23 protein-coding genes and 1 riboswitch are annotated in these 19,311 nt (G+C 63.8%); of the genes, 11 read left to right on the top strand and 12 right to left on the bottom strand.

All coding sequences use genetic code 11. From position 1 onward, the window contains the following. The first annotated feature begins 5 nt into the window (after positions 1-5). A complete protein-coding gene (locus D3242_RS11115) occupies positions 6-371 on the top strand; it encodes a glyoxalase superfamily protein (RefSeq protein ID WP_064981008.1) in 366 nt (121 codons plus the stop codon). A 2-nt stretch (positions 372-373) separates the two neighbouring features. Here D3242_RS11115 and D3242_RS11110 read toward each other — a convergent pair whose 3' ends face one another. Continuing rightward, on the bottom strand, positions 374-1,231 hold the full coding sequence (locus D3242_RS11110; RefSeq protein ID WP_038653420.1) for a LysR family transcriptional regulator: 858 nt from the start codon (positions 1,229-1,231) through the stop codon (positions 374-376). Between the two features lie 225 nt (positions 1,232-1,456). Between D3242_RS11110 and D3242_RS11105 the strand changes: the two genes are divergently transcribed. Then, positions 1,457-2,404 (top strand): DMT family transporter, encoded by a 948-nt coding sequence (locus D3242_RS11105; protein WP_064981009.1) that lies wholly within the window; start codon positions 1,457-1,459, stop codon positions 2,402-2,404. Here the strand turns inward: D3242_RS11105 and D3242_RS11100 are convergent, their stop codons facing one another. The 3 genes from D3242_RS11100 to D3242_RS11090 form a co-directional block, all read right to left on the bottom strand. After that, positions 2,405-2,776 (bottom strand): response regulator, encoded by a 372-nt coding sequence (locus D3242_RS11100; protein WP_019861411.1) that lies wholly within the window; start codon positions 2,774-2,776, stop codon positions 2,405-2,407. It abuts the gene before it with no gap. 119 nt (positions 2,777-2,895) lie between these two features. Continuing rightward, positions 2,896-3,438 carry a hypoxanthine phosphoribosyltransferase gene (hpt, locus tag D3242_RS11095; RefSeq protein WP_019861412.1) on the bottom strand — a complete coding sequence of 181 codons (543 nt, stop codon included), beginning with the start codon at positions 3,436-3,438 and terminating at the stop codon, positions 2,896-2,898. 184 nt (positions 3,439-3,622) lie between these two features. Beyond that, positions 3,623-4,267, bottom strand: coding sequence for a hypothetical protein (locus D3242_RS11090; RefSeq protein WP_038649942.1), 645 nt, complete (start codon positions 4,265-4,267; stop codon positions 3,623-3,625). Positions 4,268-4,573: 306 nt separating this feature from the next. Between D3242_RS11090 and ftsE the strand changes: the two genes are divergently transcribed. From ftsE to D3242_RS11075, 3 genes are all read left to right on the top strand, one after another. After that, complete coding sequence (ftsE, locus tag D3242_RS11085; protein WP_010911739.1) at positions 4,574-5,233, top strand: cell division ATP-binding protein FtsE; 660 nt, start codon at positions 4,574-4,576, stop codon at positions 5,231-5,233. Beyond that, the gene (locus D3242_RS11080) at positions 5,226-6,218 is read left to right on the top strand and encodes a cell division protein FtsX (RefSeq protein WP_038649944.1); all 993 of its coding nucleotides are present in this window, start codon (positions 5,226-5,228) and stop codon (positions 6,216-6,218) included. Before ftsE ends, D3242_RS11080 begins: the two co-directional genes overlap by 8 nt. A 110-nt stretch (positions 6,219-6,328) precedes the next feature. After that, the gene (locus D3242_RS11075) at positions 6,329-7,054 is read left to right on the top strand and encodes a YdcF family protein (protein WP_038649945.1); all 726 of its coding nucleotides are present in this window, start codon (positions 6,329-6,331) and stop codon (positions 7,052-7,054) included. 15 nt (positions 7,055-7,069) lie between these two features. Here D3242_RS11075 and D3242_RS11070 read toward each other — a convergent pair whose 3' ends face one another. Together D3242_RS11070 and D3242_RS11065 are read right to left on the bottom strand one after the other, a co-directional pair. Then, entirely contained in the window at positions 7,070-7,705 is a 636-nt protein-coding gene (locus tag D3242_RS11070; protein ID WP_038649946.1) for a pyridoxamine 5'-phosphate oxidase family protein, read from the bottom strand. A 38-nt stretch (positions 7,706-7,743) separates the two neighbouring features. Next, a complete protein-coding gene (locus tag D3242_RS11065; protein WP_038649947.1) occupies positions 7,744-8,214 on the bottom strand; it encodes a nuclear transport factor 2 family protein in 471 nt (156 codons plus the stop codon). A 103-nt stretch (positions 8,215-8,317) separates the two neighbouring features. Between D3242_RS11065 and D3242_RS11060 the strand changes: the two genes are divergently transcribed. Together D3242_RS11060 and D3242_RS11055 are read left to right on the top strand one after the other, a co-directional pair. Next, positions 8,318-9,220 carry a LysR family transcriptional regulator gene (locus D3242_RS11060; RefSeq protein ID WP_064981010.1) on the top strand — a complete coding sequence of 301 codons (903 nt, stop codon included), beginning with the start codon at positions 8,318-8,320 and terminating at the stop codon, positions 9,218-9,220. A 113-nt stretch (positions 9,221-9,333) separates the two neighbouring features. Then, the gene (locus D3242_RS11055; protein ID WP_019861421.1) at positions 9,334-10,122 is read left to right on the top strand and encodes a lysophospholipid acyltransferase family protein; all 789 of its coding nucleotides are present in this window, start codon (positions 9,334-9,336) and stop codon (positions 10,120-10,122) included. A gap of 18 nt (positions 10,123-10,140) precedes the next feature. Here the strand turns inward: D3242_RS11055 and D3242_RS11050 are convergent, their stop codons facing one another. The 3 genes from D3242_RS11050 to D3242_RS11040 all read right to left on the bottom strand — a co-directional run bounded on the left by D3242_RS11050 (position 10,141) and on the right by D3242_RS11040 (position 12,576). Next, positions 10,141-10,767 carry a LysE family translocator gene (locus D3242_RS11050; protein ID WP_038649948.1) on the bottom strand — a complete coding sequence of 209 codons (627 nt, stop codon included), beginning with the start codon at positions 10,765-10,767 and terminating at the stop codon, positions 10,141-10,143. 216 nt (positions 10,768-10,983) lie between these two features. Further along, a complete protein-coding gene (locus tag D3242_RS11045) occupies positions 10,984-11,931 on the bottom strand; it encodes an aldo/keto reductase (RefSeq protein ID WP_019861423.1) in 948 nt (315 codons plus the stop codon). Positions 11,932-12,054: 123 nt separating this feature from the next. After that, positions 12,055-12,576, bottom strand: a complete 522-nt coding sequence (locus tag D3242_RS11040) for a gamma-glutamylcyclotransferase (RefSeq protein WP_027047438.1) — start codon at positions 12,574-12,576, stop codon at positions 12,055-12,057. 152 nt (positions 12,577-12,728) lie between these two features. On the opposite strand from D3242_RS11040, the gene D3242_RS11035 reads away from it, so the two are divergent. Together D3242_RS11035 and D3242_RS11030 are read left to right on the top strand one after the other, a co-directional pair. Further along, complete coding sequence (locus D3242_RS11035; RefSeq protein WP_027047439.1) at positions 12,729-13,727, top strand: DUF2125 domain-containing protein; 999 nt, start codon at positions 12,729-12,731, stop codon at positions 13,725-13,727. Between the two features lie 7 nt (positions 13,728-13,734). Continuing rightward, complete coding sequence (locus tag D3242_RS11030; protein ID WP_064981012.1) at positions 13,735-14,664, top strand: sugar kinase; 930 nt, start codon at positions 13,735-13,737, stop codon at positions 14,662-14,664. Here the strand turns inward: D3242_RS11030 and D3242_RS11025 are convergent. Together D3242_RS11025 and hisC are read right to left on the bottom strand one after the other, a co-directional pair. Further along, on the bottom strand, positions 14,661-15,596 hold the full coding sequence (locus D3242_RS11025) for a prephenate/arogenate dehydrogenase family protein (protein WP_171880352.1): 936 nt from the start codon (positions 15,594-15,596) through the stop codon (positions 14,661-14,663). The genes D3242_RS11030 and D3242_RS11025 overlap by 4 nt on opposite strands. A 23-nt stretch (positions 15,597-15,619) precedes the next feature. Beyond that, entirely contained in the window at positions 15,620-16,729 is a 1,110-nt protein-coding gene (hisC, locus tag D3242_RS11020; protein ID WP_064981699.1) for a histidinol-phosphate transaminase, read from the bottom strand. Between the two features lie 172 nt (positions 16,730-16,901). After that, positions 16,902-16,979, top strand: a riboswitch (SAM riboswitch). 105 nt (positions 16,980-17,084) lie between these two features. Here hisC and metX point away from each other — a divergent pair. Further along, the gene (gene metX / locus D3242_RS11015; protein WP_064981014.1) at positions 17,085-18,254 is read left to right on the top strand and encodes a homoserine O-acetyltransferase MetX; all 1,170 of its coding nucleotides are present in this window, start codon (positions 17,085-17,087) and stop codon (positions 18,252-18,254) included. 58 nt (positions 18,255-18,312) lie between these two features. Further along, a complete protein-coding gene (gene metW / locus D3242_RS11010; protein ID WP_064981701.1) occupies positions 18,313-18,927 on the top strand; it encodes a methionine biosynthesis protein MetW in 615 nt (204 codons plus the stop codon). 7 nt (positions 18,928-18,934) lie between these two features. On the opposite strand, the gene D3242_RS11005 is transcribed toward metW, so the two are convergent. Further along, positions 18,935-19,255, bottom strand: a complete 321-nt coding sequence (locus tag D3242_RS11005; protein ID WP_019861434.1) for a DUF1330 domain-containing protein — start codon at positions 19,253-19,255, stop codon at positions 18,935-18,937. Positions 19,256-19,311: the final 56 nt, after the last annotated feature.

Genomic DNA, 19,311 nt, shown 5'->3' with positions numbered 1-19,311 from the left:
ACACTATGCCGAAGCTCGGTACTGTCACGCCCATCCTGCGCATCTTCGATGTTGCCAAGGCGCATGAATTCTACGTCGGGTTTCTCGGTTTCGAAGTGCAGTTCGAACACCGCTTCGAAGACAACGCGCCGCTCTACACAGGCGTTTCACGCGACGGCTGCGTCTTGCATCTGAGCGAACATCATGGCGACGGCACGCCGGGCTCTCACATCCGGATCGAGACGACTGACATTGCGGGGCTCCACCACGAATTGACCGAAAGAAAGTACCGCTTTGCCAGGCCGGGGTTGGAGGAGACGCCCTGGAAGACGAAAGAGGTCACGGTCGACGATCCGTTCGGCAACCGCCTGACCTTCTATGGGGATGTCTGACTCTAACGATTGACGAACGCCTCGCGGATCGCCTCCTGCATGCCGTCGATCGCCTCGCCAGACGCGTTCGGGTTGCGATGCATCACCACATTGGAGGAATCGATGTCGCCGAACCCGTCGGCCGACGTCAGTTCGCGGCAGCCGTCCGGGATGTTGCTGCGCGAGATCGGCGCGATTGCCAGCCCTGAGGTGACCGCGAGCTTCAGGCCGCCGGTCGTGTCGCTGGTATAGGCGACACGATAGGCAAGCCCGCGCTGCTCCAGCGACTTGATGGCGAAGTCCTTGCACCAGCTGACCCGGTTGTAGAGCGCGATCGGCACCGGCCGTTCCTCATGCATGTGATGCAGGGTCGACGTCACCCAGACCGTCGGGTCGTGCATCAGCACTTCGCCGCCGGCCGGATCCTGCCATTCGAACACCACGCACAGATCGAGTTCGCCGGCGGCGAGCGCCGCCAGCTGCGCCTCCGAATGCGCGTAGCGGACGGTGACCTCGACCTTGGTGTGGCGTTTCGAGAATGCGCCAAGCGCGCGCGACAGGATGGCGTGGCCATATTCCTCCGGAATGCCGATGCGCACCGGTCCGCCGAGCGGCGCCGCCGCCATCGACGCCGCCGTTTCGTCGAGCAGCGAGACGATGCGGCGGGCATTGACGATGAGTTCGCCGCCGCGCCGCGTCAGTGCGACGCCGCGCGAGCCGCGCTCGAACAAGCTGTCGCCGACCAGTTCCTCGAGCTTCTTCATCTGCATCGACACGGCCGACTGGGTGCGGCCGGCCTGCTCGGCCGCCCGGGTGAAATTGCCGGCCTCGGCGATGGCGACGAAGGTGCGCAGGAGATCGCTGTCGAGGGTTGGACGCATGCTATCCATCATAAGCAGATTTGATTGCAGGCATCATTCCAATTCGTTTGCAACATGTCAAACGCCGGACGATAGTTGCCCCTACCCATTGGATATGCGGCTGCGAAATCGGCTGCGGACCAATCTAAGAGTCCTCACTCGTACCCGCTGCCCGAAACGGTGGCGGGTTCTTTTTGATCTGGAGGCGGGCTGCTTCGGATCGTACGCGCAGGAGCCGGAAAGCAGATGCAGAATAGGATGGTGCGCGGCATCCTGAGCCTGTGCCTGGGCGTGCTGGTGTTCTCGCTGCAGGACCCGCTCGTCAAGGCCGTGGCGAGCGGCTATCCGGTGACCGAGGTGATGGCGATCCGGTCGATCGTCGCCCTGCCGATCCTGATCATTCTCGTCCATGCCGATGTCGGGCTACGGGCAATCCTGTCGAAGCGGTTCGGCCTGCTGACGATCCGCGCCTTCATCCAGTTCACCTCCTACACGGTCTATTATCTGGCCATCGCCGCGCTGCCGCTGGCCGACGCGGTGGCGCTTTATTTCATGGCGCCGCTGTTCATCATGGCACTGGCCGGCCCCTATCTTGGCGAACGCGTCTCCTGGCGCACGCTGGCGACGGTGCTGATCGGGCTGCTTGGCGTCATCGTGATGGTGCGCCCCGGCGCCGGCCTGTTCGACTGGGCGGCGCTGCTGTCGCTGGGCTCGGCCGCGCTCTACGGCTTCTCGCAATTGATGGCGCGCAAGATCGGCGATACCGAATCGTCCACGATCATGGCTTTCTATCAGAACGGCGCCTATCTCGTCGGCGCAGCCGTGGTTGCCGGCACATTCCATCTGGCCGGCATATCCCACGCCGTCCACCCCAGCGTCGAATTCCTGGTGCGGCCCTGGATATGGCCGACGCTGTCCGATTTTCTCAAGATGGCCGCCTGCGGTTTCGTCGCCTCCGCCGGTATGATCCTCCTGTCGCAGGGCTACAGGCTGGCGCCGGCCAATCGGGTAGCGACCTTCGAATACACGGGCATTCTGTGGTCGCCGCTCTGGGGTTTCCTGTTCTTCGCCGAGGTGCCGCGGTCGACGACCGTGATCGGCGCGGCGCTGATCATCGGCGCCGGCCTGCTCGCGCTCAACACTGGGCGGCTCAAGAGCGCAGCGCCCATGCTTGCCGCCGCCGATCCGGTCTGATCAGGCGAAGCAGATCAGCGCGCGCTCGACGCGCGAGCGGATTTCAGCCAGCGTGAACGGCTTCTGCACGACATCGAGGATGATGCCGTTCAACTCCTCGGCGCGCTCGCGCTGGTCGGCATAGCCGGTCATCAGCATGATCTTCATCGCCGGAAAAAGGACGGCCGCCGCGATCGCCATCTCGATGCCGTCCATCTCGGGCATGCGGATGTCGGAGACCACGAGATCGTAACCACCATGCGCGGCGCGTATCAGCGCCAGGCCTTGGGCGCCGTCGGCGGCGATATCGATTGCGTGGCCTGCGCGTTCGAGCGCGCGGGCAGCGAGGGTGCGGACGGACTCATCGTCCTCGACGATCAAAAGCTTTGCCATGGCCGGCAATTTGGCCGCGAAAAGTTGACTTTTCCTGAAAGGACCAAACCCCTGACAGGGCTAATTTTTCCGGCGCCGTTAAGGCCTTTTTCAGAACTTGTCAGCGCAAGGCAGTGGCCTCACGCATCACCTTTCACGATGCCCACGAACGGCAATTCACGGAAGGCGTGCGCGACATCCATGCCGTAACCAACGACGAAATAATCGGGGCAGTCGAAGCCGACATAGTCGGCGACGAGCGCGGTCTGGCGGCGCATGCGCTTGTCGAGCAGCACGGCGATGGAACAGCTTTTCGCGCCGCGCGACAGCATCAGGTCGCGGGTGAAGGTCAGTGTCTTGCCCGATTCCAGAATGTCGTCGATCAGCAGCACGTCGCGGCCGGCGACCTCATTGTCGATGTCGCGCAGCACCCTCACCTCGCCGCTGGTGGTGCCGGCGCCATAGCTGGAAATGAAGATGAACTCGACCTCCGGCGACAGGCCGACATCGTGCATGGCGCGGATCAGGTCGGCGGCGAAGATGAACGAGCCCTTCAGCACCGAAATCACCAGCAGATCGTGATAGTCGTGCTCGGCGATCTCCTTGGCGAGCTCAAGATTGCGCCGCGCGATCGCCGATGCCGAAAACAGGACTTCGATGTCCTTGTCGCGTACGATTGGCATTTTTCGCCCCCTCAAGTTTTTTACCCAAACGCCTCCACACCGAGCGTGTGTTGAGATTCAGGTCAGGCCGAGCCGAAAACGGTGGTTTTCCGAGTACCGGAGCGGAGCGTACTTAAGTACGTGAGCACCGGAAGCGCAGGGAACCGCCGTTTGCAGGCCGGCCTCACCTGAATATCGACACACGCTATTCGGCGAAAGTAACCAAAACGGTCCTCACGCCGTTCTTAGGCACGTCGAGCCGGCTGGCAAAGCCGAATCTTTCGCCCGATGCCAGCGAATGGCCGGATGTCCCCAACGTATAGCGGGTTGTACGTCCGTCATTGCCGGTCACGCGGATTTCGAGCGGCGGCATTGTCGCCGGCCCCGCCCCGTCATTGGCGGCCTCGCCATCGACGAACAGCACCGGATTGGCTCCCGAGGCGTCGACGTGCGAGGTGACGCCTGAAATGGTCAGCGCCGAGGCTTGCGCGCCGGTCAGGAGCGGCGCCTGGCGCACCAGCGCATGCCCGCCGGAGACCCAGAAGGCGGCCAAGGCGGCGCCGATGCCGGCGATCCAGAAGATCGGCCCGCCGCGCGCGGCCGGCGGCCGTTCCGCCGGCGCTTCCGGCTTGCGCAGCATGTCCATGCCCTCGATGGACGGCGTGACAATCAGGCGCGGCGGCGGTGAAACGCTTTCCACGGTAGGGACAAGGCGCGGCATCACTTCATAGTCGGCATCGACGATATAAGCCGCCGGGCCGCGCACGATCCGCTCCGCCGCGACAATTGCCGGGGGATCGGTCATGATTTCGCCGGAAACCGGGCGCGCGGTTCGTTCGTCAGCCATCATGGCCCCGTTATTGCGCGTGTTCGCTTTTCGTTTCTTTTGCGTAAACAAAAATGGTTAACGCTTCCCCACCGGAGCCCTCGTGACGCGCCGAAACAAGCCAGAAATTAACCGCCGGTTAACCATGCCGGCCGATGCTCTTTTCGCAGAACAGGCAGGCTTGGCGCTGCCCGACGCGGATTCGGATTTCAGGTCGAATCGACCCGAAATCCGAATCCGTGTCCAAACTAAAGAGATAGAGCATGATGTCGTCCGAAAACCGCTTCACACTTTTCGGCATCATGCTCTAGAAATTTCAGGTCGTCGAAATTGATTCGCTTCGAAAATGTCGGCCTCCGCTATGGCATGGGTCCGGAAATCCTCCGCGACATCTCCCTGCACATCCCGGAGCGCTCCTTCCAGTTCCTGAGCGGACCCTCGGGCGCCGGCAAGACGACGTTGCTGCGGCTTCTGTTCATGTCGCTGAAGCCGACGCGTGGGCTGATCACCATTTTCGGCAAGGACCGTTCGCGCATTTCGCGTACCGAACTGCCGCATTTGCGGCGCCGCATCGGCGTGGTGTTCCAGGATTTTCGCCTGCTCGACCACATGACCACCTATGAGAATGTCGCGCTGCCGCTGCGCGTTCGCGGGCGCGAGGAAGCGAGCTACCGCACCGATGTCACCGAACTGCTGAAATGGGTGGGGCTGGGCGAGCGCATGCATGTGCTTCCGCCGGTCCTGTCGGGCGGCGAGAAGCAGCGCGCCGCCATCGCGCGCGCCCTGATCGAGCAGCCCGAGATCTTGCTCGCCGACGAGCCGACCGGCAATGTCGATCCGCCGCTCGCGCGACGGCTGCTGCGGCTCTTCATCGAGCTCAATCGTCTCGGCACCGCTGTGGTGATCGCCACCCACGACCTTGGCCTGATGGAACAGGTCGACGCGCGCCGCATGATCCTGGCCGGCGGAAGGCTGGACATCTATGACTGATCTGTCCGCCGAACACCTCCAAGAGCATGAGCAGGACGCCGAGGCGGCCGAAGCAAGACCGCGCGCCCAGCGCCGTATGGCGCCGATCGTTCCGGCGCAGAACATCGCCGGTCGGGCGCTCGTCCTGGTCATCGCCATCATGACCTTCCTGTCGTGCCTGACCTTCGGCGCGGTGACGCTGGTGCGCGACACCGCCTCGGTCTGGGAGAACCAGATCTCGCGCGAGGCGACGATCCAGATCAAACCGGCCGACGGCCTCGATATGGAGGCCGCCCTTGCCCAAGCCTCAAAAATCGCCGGCGAATTCCCCGGCGTGAAGTCGACAAAGATCATCGACCGCGATGCGACCGCGAGGCTGCTGGAGCCATGGCTGGGTTCAGGCCTCAACATCGACGAGTTGCCGGTGCCACGCCTGATCATCGTCACCATCGATGAGAACAGCCCGCCCGACTTCGCCGCCATGCGCGCCGCCATCACGCCGAAACTGCCGAGCGCGTCGCTCGACGATCACCGCACCTGGGTCGACCGGCTGGTGGCGATGGCCCGCACCACGGTGACCATCGGCATTGCCGTGCTGGCGCTGATGCTGTCGGCGACAGTGCTGACCGTGGTGTTCGCGACCCGTGGCGCCATGGCCGGCAACGGCCATATCATCGAAGTGCTGCATTTCGTCGGCGCCGAGGCGGCCTTCATCGCGCGCGAATTCCGCCGGCATTTCCTGGTCACCGGCATGAAGGGCGCGGCCGCCGGCGGGGCGGCGGCGGTGCTGGTCTTCATCGTCTTTTCCTGGTGGTCGTCGCGCAACATGGCGACGCCGCAAGCCGATCAGGCGACTGCCCTGTTCGGCAATTTCGCCATCGGCTCTGCGGGCTATCTCGGCGTCGTCCTGATGGTGCTGGTGATCGGCGCGCTGACGGCGGCAACCTCGCACGCCACCGTCGTCGCCTATCTCAGCGACATCGATGTTCGACAACCCGACGCTTGAAAGGGAACCTGCGCTGATGGGGATGGAGGCTGGCTGATCACGGATGGAGAAACGGCGTAACGCAAAGTGCGTCTTTTACCTACCCAAGGCCGCATTTCAGGATTAACCATATGGTCATGGACGTGCGGGATTCGACCGGGACGGCTGGACAGATGCCAGTGGTGGTTGCTCGTTTGCACGACCGCGGCGGGTTTAGCCGTTTAAGAACCGCACTGCGGATATCCGCGCTCTCCCTCCTCGTCCTTGCTGTCTTGTTTGCCGGCGGCTTCGGCTGGTTCGCCAACAAGGTCGCGCATCTGACCACGCCCGCCAATCCGGAGAAGGCCGATGCCATCATCGTGCTCACCGGCGGCCAGTCCCGCCTCGACGCGGCGATGGATCTGCTGGCGTCCGGCAAGGGCGAGCGGCTGTTGATCAGCGGCGTGCATCCTTCGGCCAGCCGGCGCCAGCTCCAGGCAGCCACCGGCGGCGATAAGAACCTGTTTTCCTGCTGCGTCGACATCGACCGCGCCGCGCTCGACACGATCGGCAATGCCGAGGAAAGCGCCAAATGGGTCGAGAGCCATGCCTATGGCACGGTGATCCTGGTCACCAACAATTACCACATGCCGCGCAGCTTGCTGGAAATGGGCCGCCTGCTGCATGGCGCCAAGCTGGAACCCTATCCAGTGGTCAATTCCAATCTCGACAATGGCGGCTGGCTGACCAAGCCGCGGGCGTTGCGCGTGCTGTTCACTGAATACACCAAATATCTGCTGGCGCTGGCGCGAGGCATCGTGCCGGTGAAACCGACCGCGGACGGCATTGCGCTGGCTGAGACCGCCGCCGGCGGCTGAGCCCCCGGCGCTCCATCATCGTTCCTTGTCTGTCCCCTTTGACGCGGCCTTCAGGCGGCTGACCTCCTGCTCGAGCTGTTGAATGCGCCTGTCCCGCTCGCCAAGCGCGCCCGCCACATCAGCCGCCTCGAAGCGTTGCGGGATGTGCTGCGGGCAATTCGCATCCCAGGCCGAGACGGTGAACAGGATGACCTGTTCGGGCCGCGCCTTGTAGTCCTGCGGCATCAGCCTCGCCATCAGCTCGGCATCGTTCTCGACGACGCGCGCCGTGCCCCAGATCTTGATGCGCTGGCGCAGCATGTAATCGATCAGAAACAGGAAGGCGCGTGGATTGTCCGCCAGATTGCCCTGCGTGATGAACTGCCTGTTGCCGGAAAAATCCGCGAAGCCGATCGTCTTTTCGTCCAGCACCTTGAGAAAGCCGGCCGGGCCGCCGCGATGCTGGATATAGGGCTGGCCGTCGCCATTGGCGGTCGACAGGAAGACGCTGGTCTGCATCTCGATGAAGGCGGCAAGGTCCGGCGTGATGACGGCCTGCCAGCCACCACGCTCCTCGACGCGGGCGTAGGACTGGCGCGAACCCTTGCGCGCCTGGATCGCCTTGACGGTCGGCGTGAAGGCGACATCGCTGGTGAAAGCATGCGCGTCCATCGAAACCTCCTTGCCCGGAACCGGGTGCAGCCGACGCTCTAAAGCCCGAGCGCCGACAATGTCGGATGGTCGTCCGGGCGGCGCCCCAACGGCCAATGGTACTTGCGGTCGGCCTCGCTGATCGGCAGGTCGTTGATGCTGGCGATGCGCAGGCGCATCAGCCCGTGCTCGTCAAATTCCCAGTTCTCATTGCCATAGCTGCGGAACCAGGAGCCGCTGTCGTCGTGCCATTCATAGGCGAAGCGCACGGCGATGCGGTTGCCGTGGAAGGCCCAGACCTCCTTGATCAGCCGGTAGTCGAGCTCGCGGCTCCATTTGCGCGTCAGGAAGGCCTGGATGGCTTCGCGGCCCTGTAGGAATTCGGCACGGTTGCGCCAGCGGCTGTCGGTCGTATAGGCGAGCGCGACCCGTGCCGGATCGCGCGAATTCCACGCATCCTCGGCCATACGGGCCTTTTGCGCCGCGGTCTCGACGGTGAAGGGCGGAAGGGGTGGGCGACTTTCAGACATGAGAACTCCATTGCGCGGCTGCGAACCCGATATATAACCCCTTCCATTCCTGAAATGCAGATGGCATATCTGCAATCATTCCTTCCATTTTCTGGAAGAAGTGATGGATCGTCTCGAAGCCATGTCGCTCTTTGTCGCGGCGGTGGAGGCCGGCAGCCTTTCCGCCGCGGCCCGCCGTTTCGGCATTCCGCTGGCGACCGTCAGCCGCAAGGTTTCCGATCTCGAACGCCATCTCAACACCCGCCTGCTGAACCGTTCGACGCGCCGGCTGACGCCGACCGATGCCGGCGAGGCCTATCTTGCGGCCTGCCGCCGCATCCTCGATGACGTTGGCGAGGCTGAACGCGCCGCGGCCGGCGAGTACAGCGCACCGACCGGCGAGCTGGCCATCACCGCGCCAGTCGTGTTTGGCCGTCTCCATGTGTTGCCGGTGGTCACCGGCTTTCTCTCGGCCTATCCCGACGTGGATATCCGCCTGACCCTGGCGGACCGCATAACCCAGCTGGTCGAGGACCATTTCGACCTCGCGCTGCGCATCGGCCAGTTGCCGGATTCGAGCCTGGTCGCCATTGGCGTCGGCTCGATTCGCCGCGTTGTCTGCGCCAGCCCGGCCTATTTGGCTGAACACGGCACACCCACGATCCCGGAAGGTCTCGGCACCCACGATTGCATCACCTTCGAGGGACTTTCCTCCGCCGCCCCGTGGAGCTTCGCCAAAGGCAAGACGGACGTCACGGTCCAGGTCCGCTCGCGCCTGCAGGTCAACACCGCCGAGGCGGCGGTCGATGCCGCGATTGCCGGCGTCGGGCTGACGAAAGTGCTTTCCTATCAGGTCGATGCCGCCGTGCGGTCCGGCATGCTGCGCATCGTGCTGCAAGAGTTCGAGCCGGAACCGTGGCCGGTGAGCTTGGTGCATGCGGGCCACGGCCTGCTGCCGGTCAAGCTGCGCGCCTTCCTTGACTTTGCCGCACCGCGTCTGAAGGAGCGGCTGGCGCGATTGGGCTAGCATGCCTGCGCTGGCGTGAGCCATGCTTCACATCAGTCGGGACACGCCTGCGCCATTTCCTTTTTCCCCGCGCTTGGTGTAACCAACGCACACTTCCTCACCGGACCTCCCCCATGCTCTATGTCAGATCGCTGGCGTTCAATTTCGTCTTCTACGTCAATCTGATCGTCCAGATGATCCTCTGGACCCCCTATTATTTCCTGTCGCCCCGCCACCGCGCCTGGTTCGTGCCGAAATTCTGGTCGCGCAGCTGCATGTGGCTCTACGACAAGATCGCCGGAACCAAGAACGACATCACCGGACAGGAAAACCTGCCCGAAGGCTCCTTCATCCTGGCGCCCAAGCACCAGTCGTTCTGGGACGCGATCGCCTTCTTCCCCTTCCTCCAGGACCCGCTCTACATCCTCAAGCGCGAGCTGACCTGGATCCCGTTTTTCGGCTGGTACATCATGAAGATGCGCATGATCCCGGTCGATCGCGGCAGCCGCTCCAAGGCCTTGAAGGCGGTGGTCGCGGCAACCAAGGAAGAGATGGCGCGCAACCCGCGCCAGCTGATCATCTATCCCGAGGGCACGCGCCGGGCGCCGGGCGACGAGCCGGCCTACAAATACGGCATCGTCGAAATCTACACGCAGCTTGGTGTTCCGGTGGTGCCGGTCGCCCATGTCGCCGGCCTCTATTGGCCGCGACGCAAATTCCTGCGCTATCCCGGCACCATCAAGGCGCGTTTCCTGCCGCCGATCCCACCGGGCCTCGGCAAGGACGAGTTCATGGCGCGCCTGATCGGCGAGACGGAAGCGGCTTGTGACCAGATGCTCGTCGAAGCGTCCCGCGCGGCCAACCCGCCCGCCTTCCCGCCGACGGCGTTGAAGCGGCTGCGGGAGCTCGGCGCGAAGGTCTGAAGACCTCCAGCCAGGCAATCAGCCGTAGACAGCCAGCACGGTGGTCAGCACCAGCGTCGCGGCAAAGATCAGGTTGATGATCCGCGAAGCGACAGGCCTCCGCAGGAAGCGCGCGAACGCCGCGCCGGCAAGCAGCCACACGGCGTGGATGACAACGATCATCCCGGCCAGAACCGTCAGCTTCAGCCATAGGCCGAGTTCCGCACCGCCTTGGTTCGACGAGGTGCCGGCGAATACGGCGGCGATCGCCACATAGGCTTTCGGGTTGGCGACCGCCAGCAGAAACCCGGCCAGCCAGGTCGGGCGCGCAGCCTCGGCCGTGCGTGCTGCCAGCGGCGGCGCCGTGGCGATCCTGAAGGCGAGATAGAGGATGTAGGCCGCCGACGCGACAACCAGCACCGGTGCCAGCTTCGGCATCGACCCAAGCACCGCCAGGATCCCGGTCGCCACCACCAGCAGCACGGCGACCGTGCCGAGAACGATCCCCCAGGTGTAGCGCACAGAATCGCGCAGGCCGAAGGCGGCGCCGACAGCGGTGACGCTTATCGTTGCCGGCCCTGGGCTGCCCATGACCACCGTGGCGGCCAGCACCAGGGCGAGCAGAGGTCGCCAAAGCTGCGGCTGCAAAAGAAGCGGCTCGGTCATTGCACCCTCTGTCTTGCCAATAGCGGAGGACACTATGGCAAGGCAGGAGGGTGGTCTTGGACGTTCGTGCGGATGGAACAATTCCAGGAAAAGCGTGAAGCGGTTTTCCCGGGAAAAGCGCGTAGCGTTTTCCCTTGGGATTTGGGGCAAGAGGAAGAGATAGAGCGGTTCGCCGTTTCCATGAAACGGCGAGCTGCTCTAATCGCGGCCGAAGCCTCAGTCGCTCGCTTTGTCGAGCTCGGCCATGTCGTCGGCGGTCAATTTCAACGACGCCGCCTTGATCAGGCTGTCCATCTGGCTGGCCTTAGTGGCGCTGGCGATCGGTGCGGTGACGCCTGGCCGCGCGATCGCCCAAGCAAGAGCGACTTCCGCCTGTTTCGCCGAATGCTTGGCGGATATGGCATCGAGAGCGGCCAGAATGCGCATGCCGCGCGCGTTGAGATAGCTGCTGACGCCCTCGCCGCGTTCGCTTTGGCCAAGATCGGCCTCGCTGCGGTATTTGCCGCTCAGGAAGCCCTTGGCCAGGCTGAAATAGGTGATCACGCCGATATCCTCGGCCACGCACAGATCGCGCAACGGCCCATCGAATGAGGAGCGGTCGTAGAGATTGTATTCCGGCTGCAGCACCTCGTAGCGCGGCAGGCTTCGCAGGCTCGCCACGTCGAGCGCGGCGCGCAACTGGCCGGCGTCGAGGTTCGAGCAGCCGATGTGCCGGACCTTGCCCTTGGCAAGCAGCTTCTCATAGGCGCCAAGCGTTTCCTCATAGGGCGTGGCCGGGTCCGGCCAGTGCGACAGATAGAGGTCGATGACATCGGTCCGCAGCCGCTTCAGCGAGGCCTCGACGGCCTTTTCGATATAGGCGGCGGACAGGTCCTTGTGCCCCTGCCCCATATCCGAGCCGACCTTGGTGATCACCACGACCTTGTCCCGGTTGCCACGGTCCTTCATCCAGTTGCCGATGATGGTTTCCGATTCGCCGCCCTTGTTACCGGGCACCCAGCGCGAATAGGCATCGGCCGTATCGATGGCGTTCAGTCCGCCCGCCACAAAGCGGTCGAGCAGGTCGAACGAGGTTTTCTCGTCGGCGGTCCAGCCGAAGACATTGCCGCCCAGAACCAGCGGCGCGATGGAAAGGTCGGTGCGACCGAGACGGCGTTTCTGCAAGATGGTTCTCCGTGATGATTGGGATGGGGCGCATGCAGCCCGCTGGCTGGGTTCGGAGCCTAAGCTAGGTCGTGCCGCTTCGAGGTCAAAGGCCTGATCCCCTCTTTCCGCAGAGCCAGCCATTCACGATGGCGCTATCCCCCGTGCCACATCCTCCAGCCAGTGGTCGCGGATGCCCAATGCTTCCAGATGCTTCAACGTGCTGAGCACATAATCCTCGTTGTTGCCGGATTGGCCGACAGCGCCGCGCACCACCGCGGCCGCATGCGCGGCATCCAGCGCGCCGGCATATTGCTCATGCTTGCGGTCGACGATGTAGGCGACCGCTTCGACCGTGCCGCCACCCTCGAGACGGACCTTGAGCGTGCGTTCGAGATAGACTGATGTGACGAGTTCGCGCTCGCGCAGATAGGCGATGACCTCGTCGCGCAACTCGCCGGGCACGCGGAAAGCCAGGCCGACGCAGGAGCCGCCATGGTCGAGGCCAAGCACCAGCCCGGGCCGCTGGCGCGTGCCGCGATGCACGAAGGAATAGACACAGAGCGAGCGGCGGTAGCCGTGCAGATGGGCGCGCCGTGTCTCGACATGTGCGAAACCCGGCCGCCAGATCAGCGAACCGTAGCCAAACACCCAAAAATCGCCCATATCGCCGTGCCTGATTGCAAAAAGAATGGCCACACCGCACCGGAAACCGGTGTTTTTTCCGCCCGTCCCCGGCTACCTATCCGTCAATGTCTACCTGGTTGTTGGAATCGAAGGTTCGTCCACCAACACCGTGGGTTAATGAGAGCCAAAGCATGACGTCAAGTGACGAACGCCAACCAAAGTCCCGCCGCGGCCTGTTCTGGCTTGTGGCGTTCATCGTTGTGTTGTTCGCCATCTACAGCGGCGGCTGGTTCTATCTGGCCAACAGGGTCAGGGTCGAGGCCGACAAGGCGGTCGCCACGCTCAACAAGAGCGGCATCAATGCCGGCTGCGCCAATCTCCAGGTCAGCGGCTATCCCCTGAGCTTTACCGTCTCCTGCGACAATCTGGCGTATGAGGACGATGCCAAGAACATCGCAGCCTCGGCCGGCTCCTTCAATGCCGTCGCCCAGATCATCCAGCCCTTGTCGCCGGTCGCCGATCTGCGCGGTCCGCTCAGGACCTCCGTCCCCGGCATGGTGCCGCTGTGGATCGACTGGGACAATCTGCAGGCCAAGGTCAAGCTTTCATGGCCGCTGCCGCAGCGCGTTGCGCTGCAGGCGGAAGGCCTGTCGGGCCAGACGGACCCGGCCGACGACACCGACCCGGTGGAACTGTTCAGCGCCGGCAGGGCGGCCGGCCAGCTGCAGCCGAACGGTCAGGACGTCGATTATGCCGGCAGCTTCACCGATCTGGAGATCGACCCGGATGCGATCGGCGGCCGCGTGCTGCCGGCGCTCGATGCCAGCGGCGACGCCACGCTGAAGAATGGTGTCGCGCTGATCGGAACGCAGGTGACGAGCCTTCGCGGCCAAAGGGTAGAGATCCGCAACCTCGATTTGTCGTCGGGCACGGCGCGGGTCACCGTTTCCGGGCCGCTGTCGGTCGACGCCGAAGGCCTGGTCGACGCCGATCTGATGATCAGGATCAAGGATCCGAAGGCCGTGGCGGCCATCCTTGCCGGCGCCATACCCGAGCAGAAGAATGCGATCGAACAGGGATTTGCCGCGCTCGCCATGCTCGGCAGCGAACCGTCGATGCCGCTGAAAGTGGTCAAGGGCAAAGCCTCGCTCGGCTTCATCCCGCTCGGCAAGATCAAGCCGGTGCAATAGCGCGACCATGGCAAGCCCCCCGAGGCTCCTCAGCGTCGGCGCGCTGACGCTGGACACCATCCTGCGTGTCGAGACGCTGCCCACGCACCAGGGCAAGTTCATCGCCGCCGACGGTGTGCAGATCGCCTCGGGCATGGCCACCAGTGCCGCCTGCGCCGCGCATCGCCTGGGCGCCGAGGTGTCGCTATGGGCGAGCGCCGGCGACGACCTCATTGGCGATCAGCTGATCGCCGGGATCGAGGCCGAGGGTGTCGACTGCGGCTATGTCCGCCGCGTCGGCAGCGCCCGCTCGGCATTGGCCTCGATCCTGGTCGACGCGCATGGCGAGCGCATCATCGTGCCTTTCTATGACAGCCTGGCCCAGGCCGATCCAGAGGCATTGCCTTTCGCCGACATCACGGCATTCGATGCCGTGCTGGTGGACGTGCGCTGGCCGGGTGCCGCGGCGCTTGCCCTCAAGGCAGCGCGCGCGGCAGGCCGGCCGGCAATCCTCGATGCCGACACAGCCCCGCTGGCGGTGTTGGAGCAACTGTTGCCGCTGGCTTCGCACATCGTCGCCTCGGAGCCCGCCGTCCGCATCATCTGCGGCCAGGCGCTGGATCTGGCGAGCGCTTGCACCGACATGGCTTCCCGCACCGATGCGTTCGTCGCCGTCACCGGCGGCGCGGCAGGCACCTGGTGGTTCGATCGCGCGGCGGGATCATCCCGTCATGTCGCGGCACCGAAGATCAAGGCGGTTGACACGCTAGCCGCCGGCGACGTCTTTCACGGCGCCCTTGCTGTCGGACTGACGGAGGCCATGCCGGTCGAGCAGGCCTTGCGCTTTGCAAGTGCCGCCGCCGCGCTCAAATGCCTGCGCTTTGGCGGCAGGCTCGGCGCGCCGGATCGGGCCGAGACGCTGGCCATGGTCGCGGCGACCTGGCCCGAAACAGCCTAGTTCTTCGACGGGTGCTCGACCGCCTGGCGGCCGAAATCCGGCACGTCGATATCCTGGCCGGCCTCGATGATCGAGCGGCGTACCGCCCGAGTGCGGGTGAACAGGTCGAACAATTTGTCGCCATCGCCCCAGCGGATCGCCCGCTGCAGGAATGCCAGATCTTCCGAGAACCGCGCCAGCATTTCGAGAATGGCGTCCTTGTTGTGCAGGCAGACGTCCCGCCACATGGTCGGGTCGGAGGCGGCCAGACGCGTGAAGTCGCGAAAGCCGGAGGCGGAATATTTGATGACTTCCGTCTTGGTCACCGATTCCAGATCGTCGGCGGTGCCGACGATGTTGTAGGCGATGATGTGCGGCAGATGCGAGACGATGGCGAGCGTCATATCGTGATGCTGGGGATCCATCGTGTCGATGTTGGCGCCGCAACGGCGCCAGAATTCCGACAGCCTCTCAAGCGCGTCCGGATCGGTGCCTGGCAACGGCGTGAAGATGCACCAGCGATTGTCGAACAGATCGGCGAAACCGGCATCCGGTCCGGATTTTTCCGTGCCCGCCAGCGGATGGCCGGGAATGAAATGAACGCCATCAGGCACATGCGGCTGCATCTGGGCGATGACCGACGCCTTGGTCGAGCCGACATCGGTGAGGATGGCGCCCTTCTTCAACGCCGGCGCGATCTCCTCAGCCACCGCACCGGACGAGCCGACCGGCACCGAGACGATGACCAGGTCGGCATTGTGGACCGCTTCCTTCGCGTCGGTCGTGTAGGAATCGCCCAGTCCAAGCTCTTCCGCCCGCTTCAGCGTCGCGGCGCTGCGGGTCGAGATGGCAACGTGGCCGGCAAGACCCTCGCGTCGGATGACGCGGGCCAGCGACGAGCCGATCAGGCCGATGCCGACCAGCGCGATCTTTTCAAACATCGGTGATGTCATGGTGTTCCTGCTTTTCGGGCGTTCTAGCTTTTCAGGAATGTCGTGAGCGCGGCGACGACGCCGCGATTGGCCTCTTCCGTGCCGACGGTCATGCGCAGCGCGTTGGGGAAGCCGTAGCCGGAAACGCGCCGCAATATATAGCCGCGCGCGGTCAGATAGTCGTCCGCCGCGGCCGCCGAATGCTTTTGATCATCGGGAAAGTGAATGAGCAGGAAATTGCCGACGCTGGGCGTCACCCGCAGCCCGAGCCCAGTCATCTCCTGGCTCAGCCAGGTCAGCCAGGTCTCGTTATGCGCCACGCTGCGCTCGACATGGGCGCGGTCGCGGATTGCCGCGATGCCGGCCTCGATCGCCGTCGCATTGACGTTGAAGGGACCGCGCACGCGGTTGATCGCATCGACGATGTGCATGGGCGCATACATCCAGCCGATCCGCGCGCCACCGAGGCCGATCTTGGAGAAGGTGCGGGTCATGACCACGTTCTCGGCGCTGCCAACCAGTTCGATGCCGGCCTCATAGTCGTTGCGGCGGACATATTCGGCATATGCCGCGTCGAGCACCAGCAGCACATGTCTGGGCAGGCCGGCATGCAGGCGGCGCACCTCCTGGAACGGCACATAGGTGCCGGTAGGATTGTTGGGATTGGCAAGGAACACGATCTTGGTTCGCAGCGTGACGGCCGCCAGTATCGCATCGATGTCGGCCCGCTCATCGGTCTCCTTGACCGCGATCGGCGCAGCCCCGGCCGACTGGATGTAGATCTTGTAGACCATGAAGGCGTGTTCGGTGAATATCGCCTCGTCGCCGGGCGCCAGATAGGTCTGCGCCAGCAGGCCAAGGATCTCGTCGGAGCCGTTGGAGCAGATGATGTTCTGCGCGTTGAGGCTATGCACTTCCGCGATCGCCTCGCGCAGCCGCCTGGCGGTACCGTCGGGATAGATGTCGAGCCTGGCGGCGACTTCACGCGCGGCTTCGATCGCCTTCGGCGACGGGCCAAGCGGGTTCTCGTTGGACGATAGCTTGTAGACCTTGGCGACACCGGCGGGTGCGGCGCTCTTGCCCGGCACATAGGCGTCGATGTCCATGATACCCGCGCGCGGGGTTGGACGTGCCTGATCCGGTGTCTGGTTCATTTTTGCAAAATCCATCGAAAATGCCTCGATCCGGAGGCCGCAGCGGAAATACAAGCCGTGGCCGATAATGTCGAGAGGTGGCAGTGGTGCCAGCAGCCGGCCCAGATGTCGGCCCAGATGTCGGCCCAGATGTCGGCATTGACGGCAGCGCGGGCGAGTTCTAGAAGGGCAGCAACAGTTCCGTGGTGATTTGGCCGGTCGGCTTGCAGCCACGTTAAACAATTCGCTAAAGGGCCGTTTGCGTGACGTAACCGGCTTTGCGAAGGCAATGCCGGTTTTTTATTGTCCGCGGCCGGCCGGATGGACGCATCGACGGCGATTTTTCGCCTGATATGATGCAGCAGGTGAGACAAGAATGGCCGCTCTGCGCGCAGGAAAGACCAACAACGAGGCCGACCAGCCGTCGAGCCCGGTGTTGCGCTTCGGGGCGGACAAGCCGCTCAAGCTCGACGCCGGCACGCTGCTATCGCCGTTCCAGATCGCCTACCAGACCTACGGCACGCTGAACGATGCCCGCGCCAATGCCATCCTCGTCTGCCATGCTCTGACCGGCGACCAGCATGTCGCCAACACCAATCCGGTGACCGGCAAGCCGGGCTGGTGGGAAGTGCTGATCGGCCCCGGCAAGATCATCGACACCAACCGTTTCTTCGTCATCTGCTCCAACGTCATCGGAGGCTGCCTGGGTTCAACCGGCCCGGCATCGACCAACCCCGCCACCGGCAAGCCCTATGGGCTCGACCTGCCGGTCATCACCATCCGCGACATGGTGCGGGCGCAGCAGATGCTGATCGACCATTTCGGCATCGAGAAACTGTTCTGCGTGCTCGGCGGCTCGATGGGCGGCATGCAGGTGCTGGAATGGGCGTCGAGCTATCCGGAGCGTGTCTTTTCGGCGCTGCCGATCGCCACCGGTGCGCGCCATTCCTCGCAGAACATTGCCTTCCATGAGGTCGGTCGGCAGGCCGTGATGGCCGATCCGGACTGGCACGGCGGCAAATATTTCGAAAACGGCAAACGCCCGGAAAAAGGGTTGGCGGTAGCGCGCATGGCCGCCCACATAACCTATCTGTCGGAAGCCGCCCTGCACCGGAAATTCGGCCGCAATCTGCAGGATCGCGAGGCGCTGACCTTCGGCTTCGACGCCGACTTCCAGATCGAAAGCTATCTGCGCCACCAAGGCATGACCTTCGTCGACCGCTTCGACGCCAATTCCTATCTCTACATGACGCGGTCAATGGACTATTTCGATCTCGCCGCCGATCATGGCGGGCGGCTGGCGGATGCTTTTGCCGGCACCAAAACCCGCTTCTGCCTGGTGTCCTTCACCTCGGATTGGTTGTTTCCGACCGAAGAGAGTCGCTCGATCGTGCACGCGCTCAACGCGGCCGGCGCGTCCGTGTCCTTCGTCGAGATCGAGACCGACCGTGGCCACGATGCCTTCCTGCTCGACGAGCCGGAACTGTTCGCCGCCATCAACGGCTTCATCGGCTCCGCAGCACGGGCGAGAGGGCTAAGCGCATGACCCCGGAAAGTTGCAGACTTTCGGGATCGGGATCATGCGCCGCAAAGGAGACGACATCATGAGCGTCAACGGCAGCCAGCGCGTCGACCTCGAGGTCGTCGCCAATCTGATCCCACCGCAGTCCCGCGTGCTCGATGTTGGTTCGGGCGACGGCTCGCTGCTTGAATTGCTGCAGGACACCAAGCAGGTCGACGGCCGCGGAATGGAACTGTCGCAGCGCGGCGTCAACGAATGCGTGGCGCGCGGCCTCTCCGTCATCCAGGGCGATGCCGACAAGGATCTCGAATTCTATCCCGACAAGGGTTTTGACTTCGTCGTCCTGTCGCAGACCTTGCAGGCGACGCGCAACCCGAAGCTGGTGCTCGACGAGTTGCTCCGCATCGGCAACCGGGCGATCGTCTCCTTCCCCAATTTCGGCCATTGGCGGGTGCGTCTGTCGCTGTTCGTCAAGGGCCGCATGCCGGTGACCCAGGACCTGCCCTATTCCTGGTACGACACCCCCAACATCCACTTCTGCACCATCCGCGACTTCGTCAATTTGTGCGAAGAGCTTGGCGCGACGGTGGAAAAGGCAACCGCGCTCGACGCCGCCGGCCAGAAGATCGGCCTGTCCATGCCCTGGTGGTTCTGGAACTTCTTTGGCCAGCAGGCGGTGTTCCTGCTGAAACGATAAGGCACGTCTAGCCCAGGACATCCGTCGCCTTGTGCGGATGTTCGACGCCGTCGGCAAACACCACATCGGATTGGGAGTTCTCCGTGCGCAAGGCCAATATTGCCTGATAGGCGGGCGAAGCATACCACTCGCGCACATGCTGCCGGTCGGGAAATTCGATGATGATGAGGTTGCCCGGCCAGTCGTTCTCGATCACCTCCACATCGCCGCCATGGACCAGGAAACGGCCTCCAAACGGTTCCAGCGTGGCATCGATCTTGTGCAGATACTCGACGATCTGCGGCCCCATCGTGACTTGGCGCATATGGGCGATGGCGTAAGCGGTCATGACGTAACTCCCTTTGCATCGAGACCGACCAACCGGCCTCGCAAGGGCAAATCTGC

The sequence above is a fragment of the Mesorhizobium jarvisii genome, from assembly GCF_003601985.1.
Taxonomy (GTDB): Bacteria; Pseudomonadota; Alphaproteobacteria; order Rhizobiales; family Rhizobiaceae; genus Mesorhizobium; species Mesorhizobium jarvisii.
This window is presented reverse-complemented; position numbering and strand designations above follow the sequence as displayed.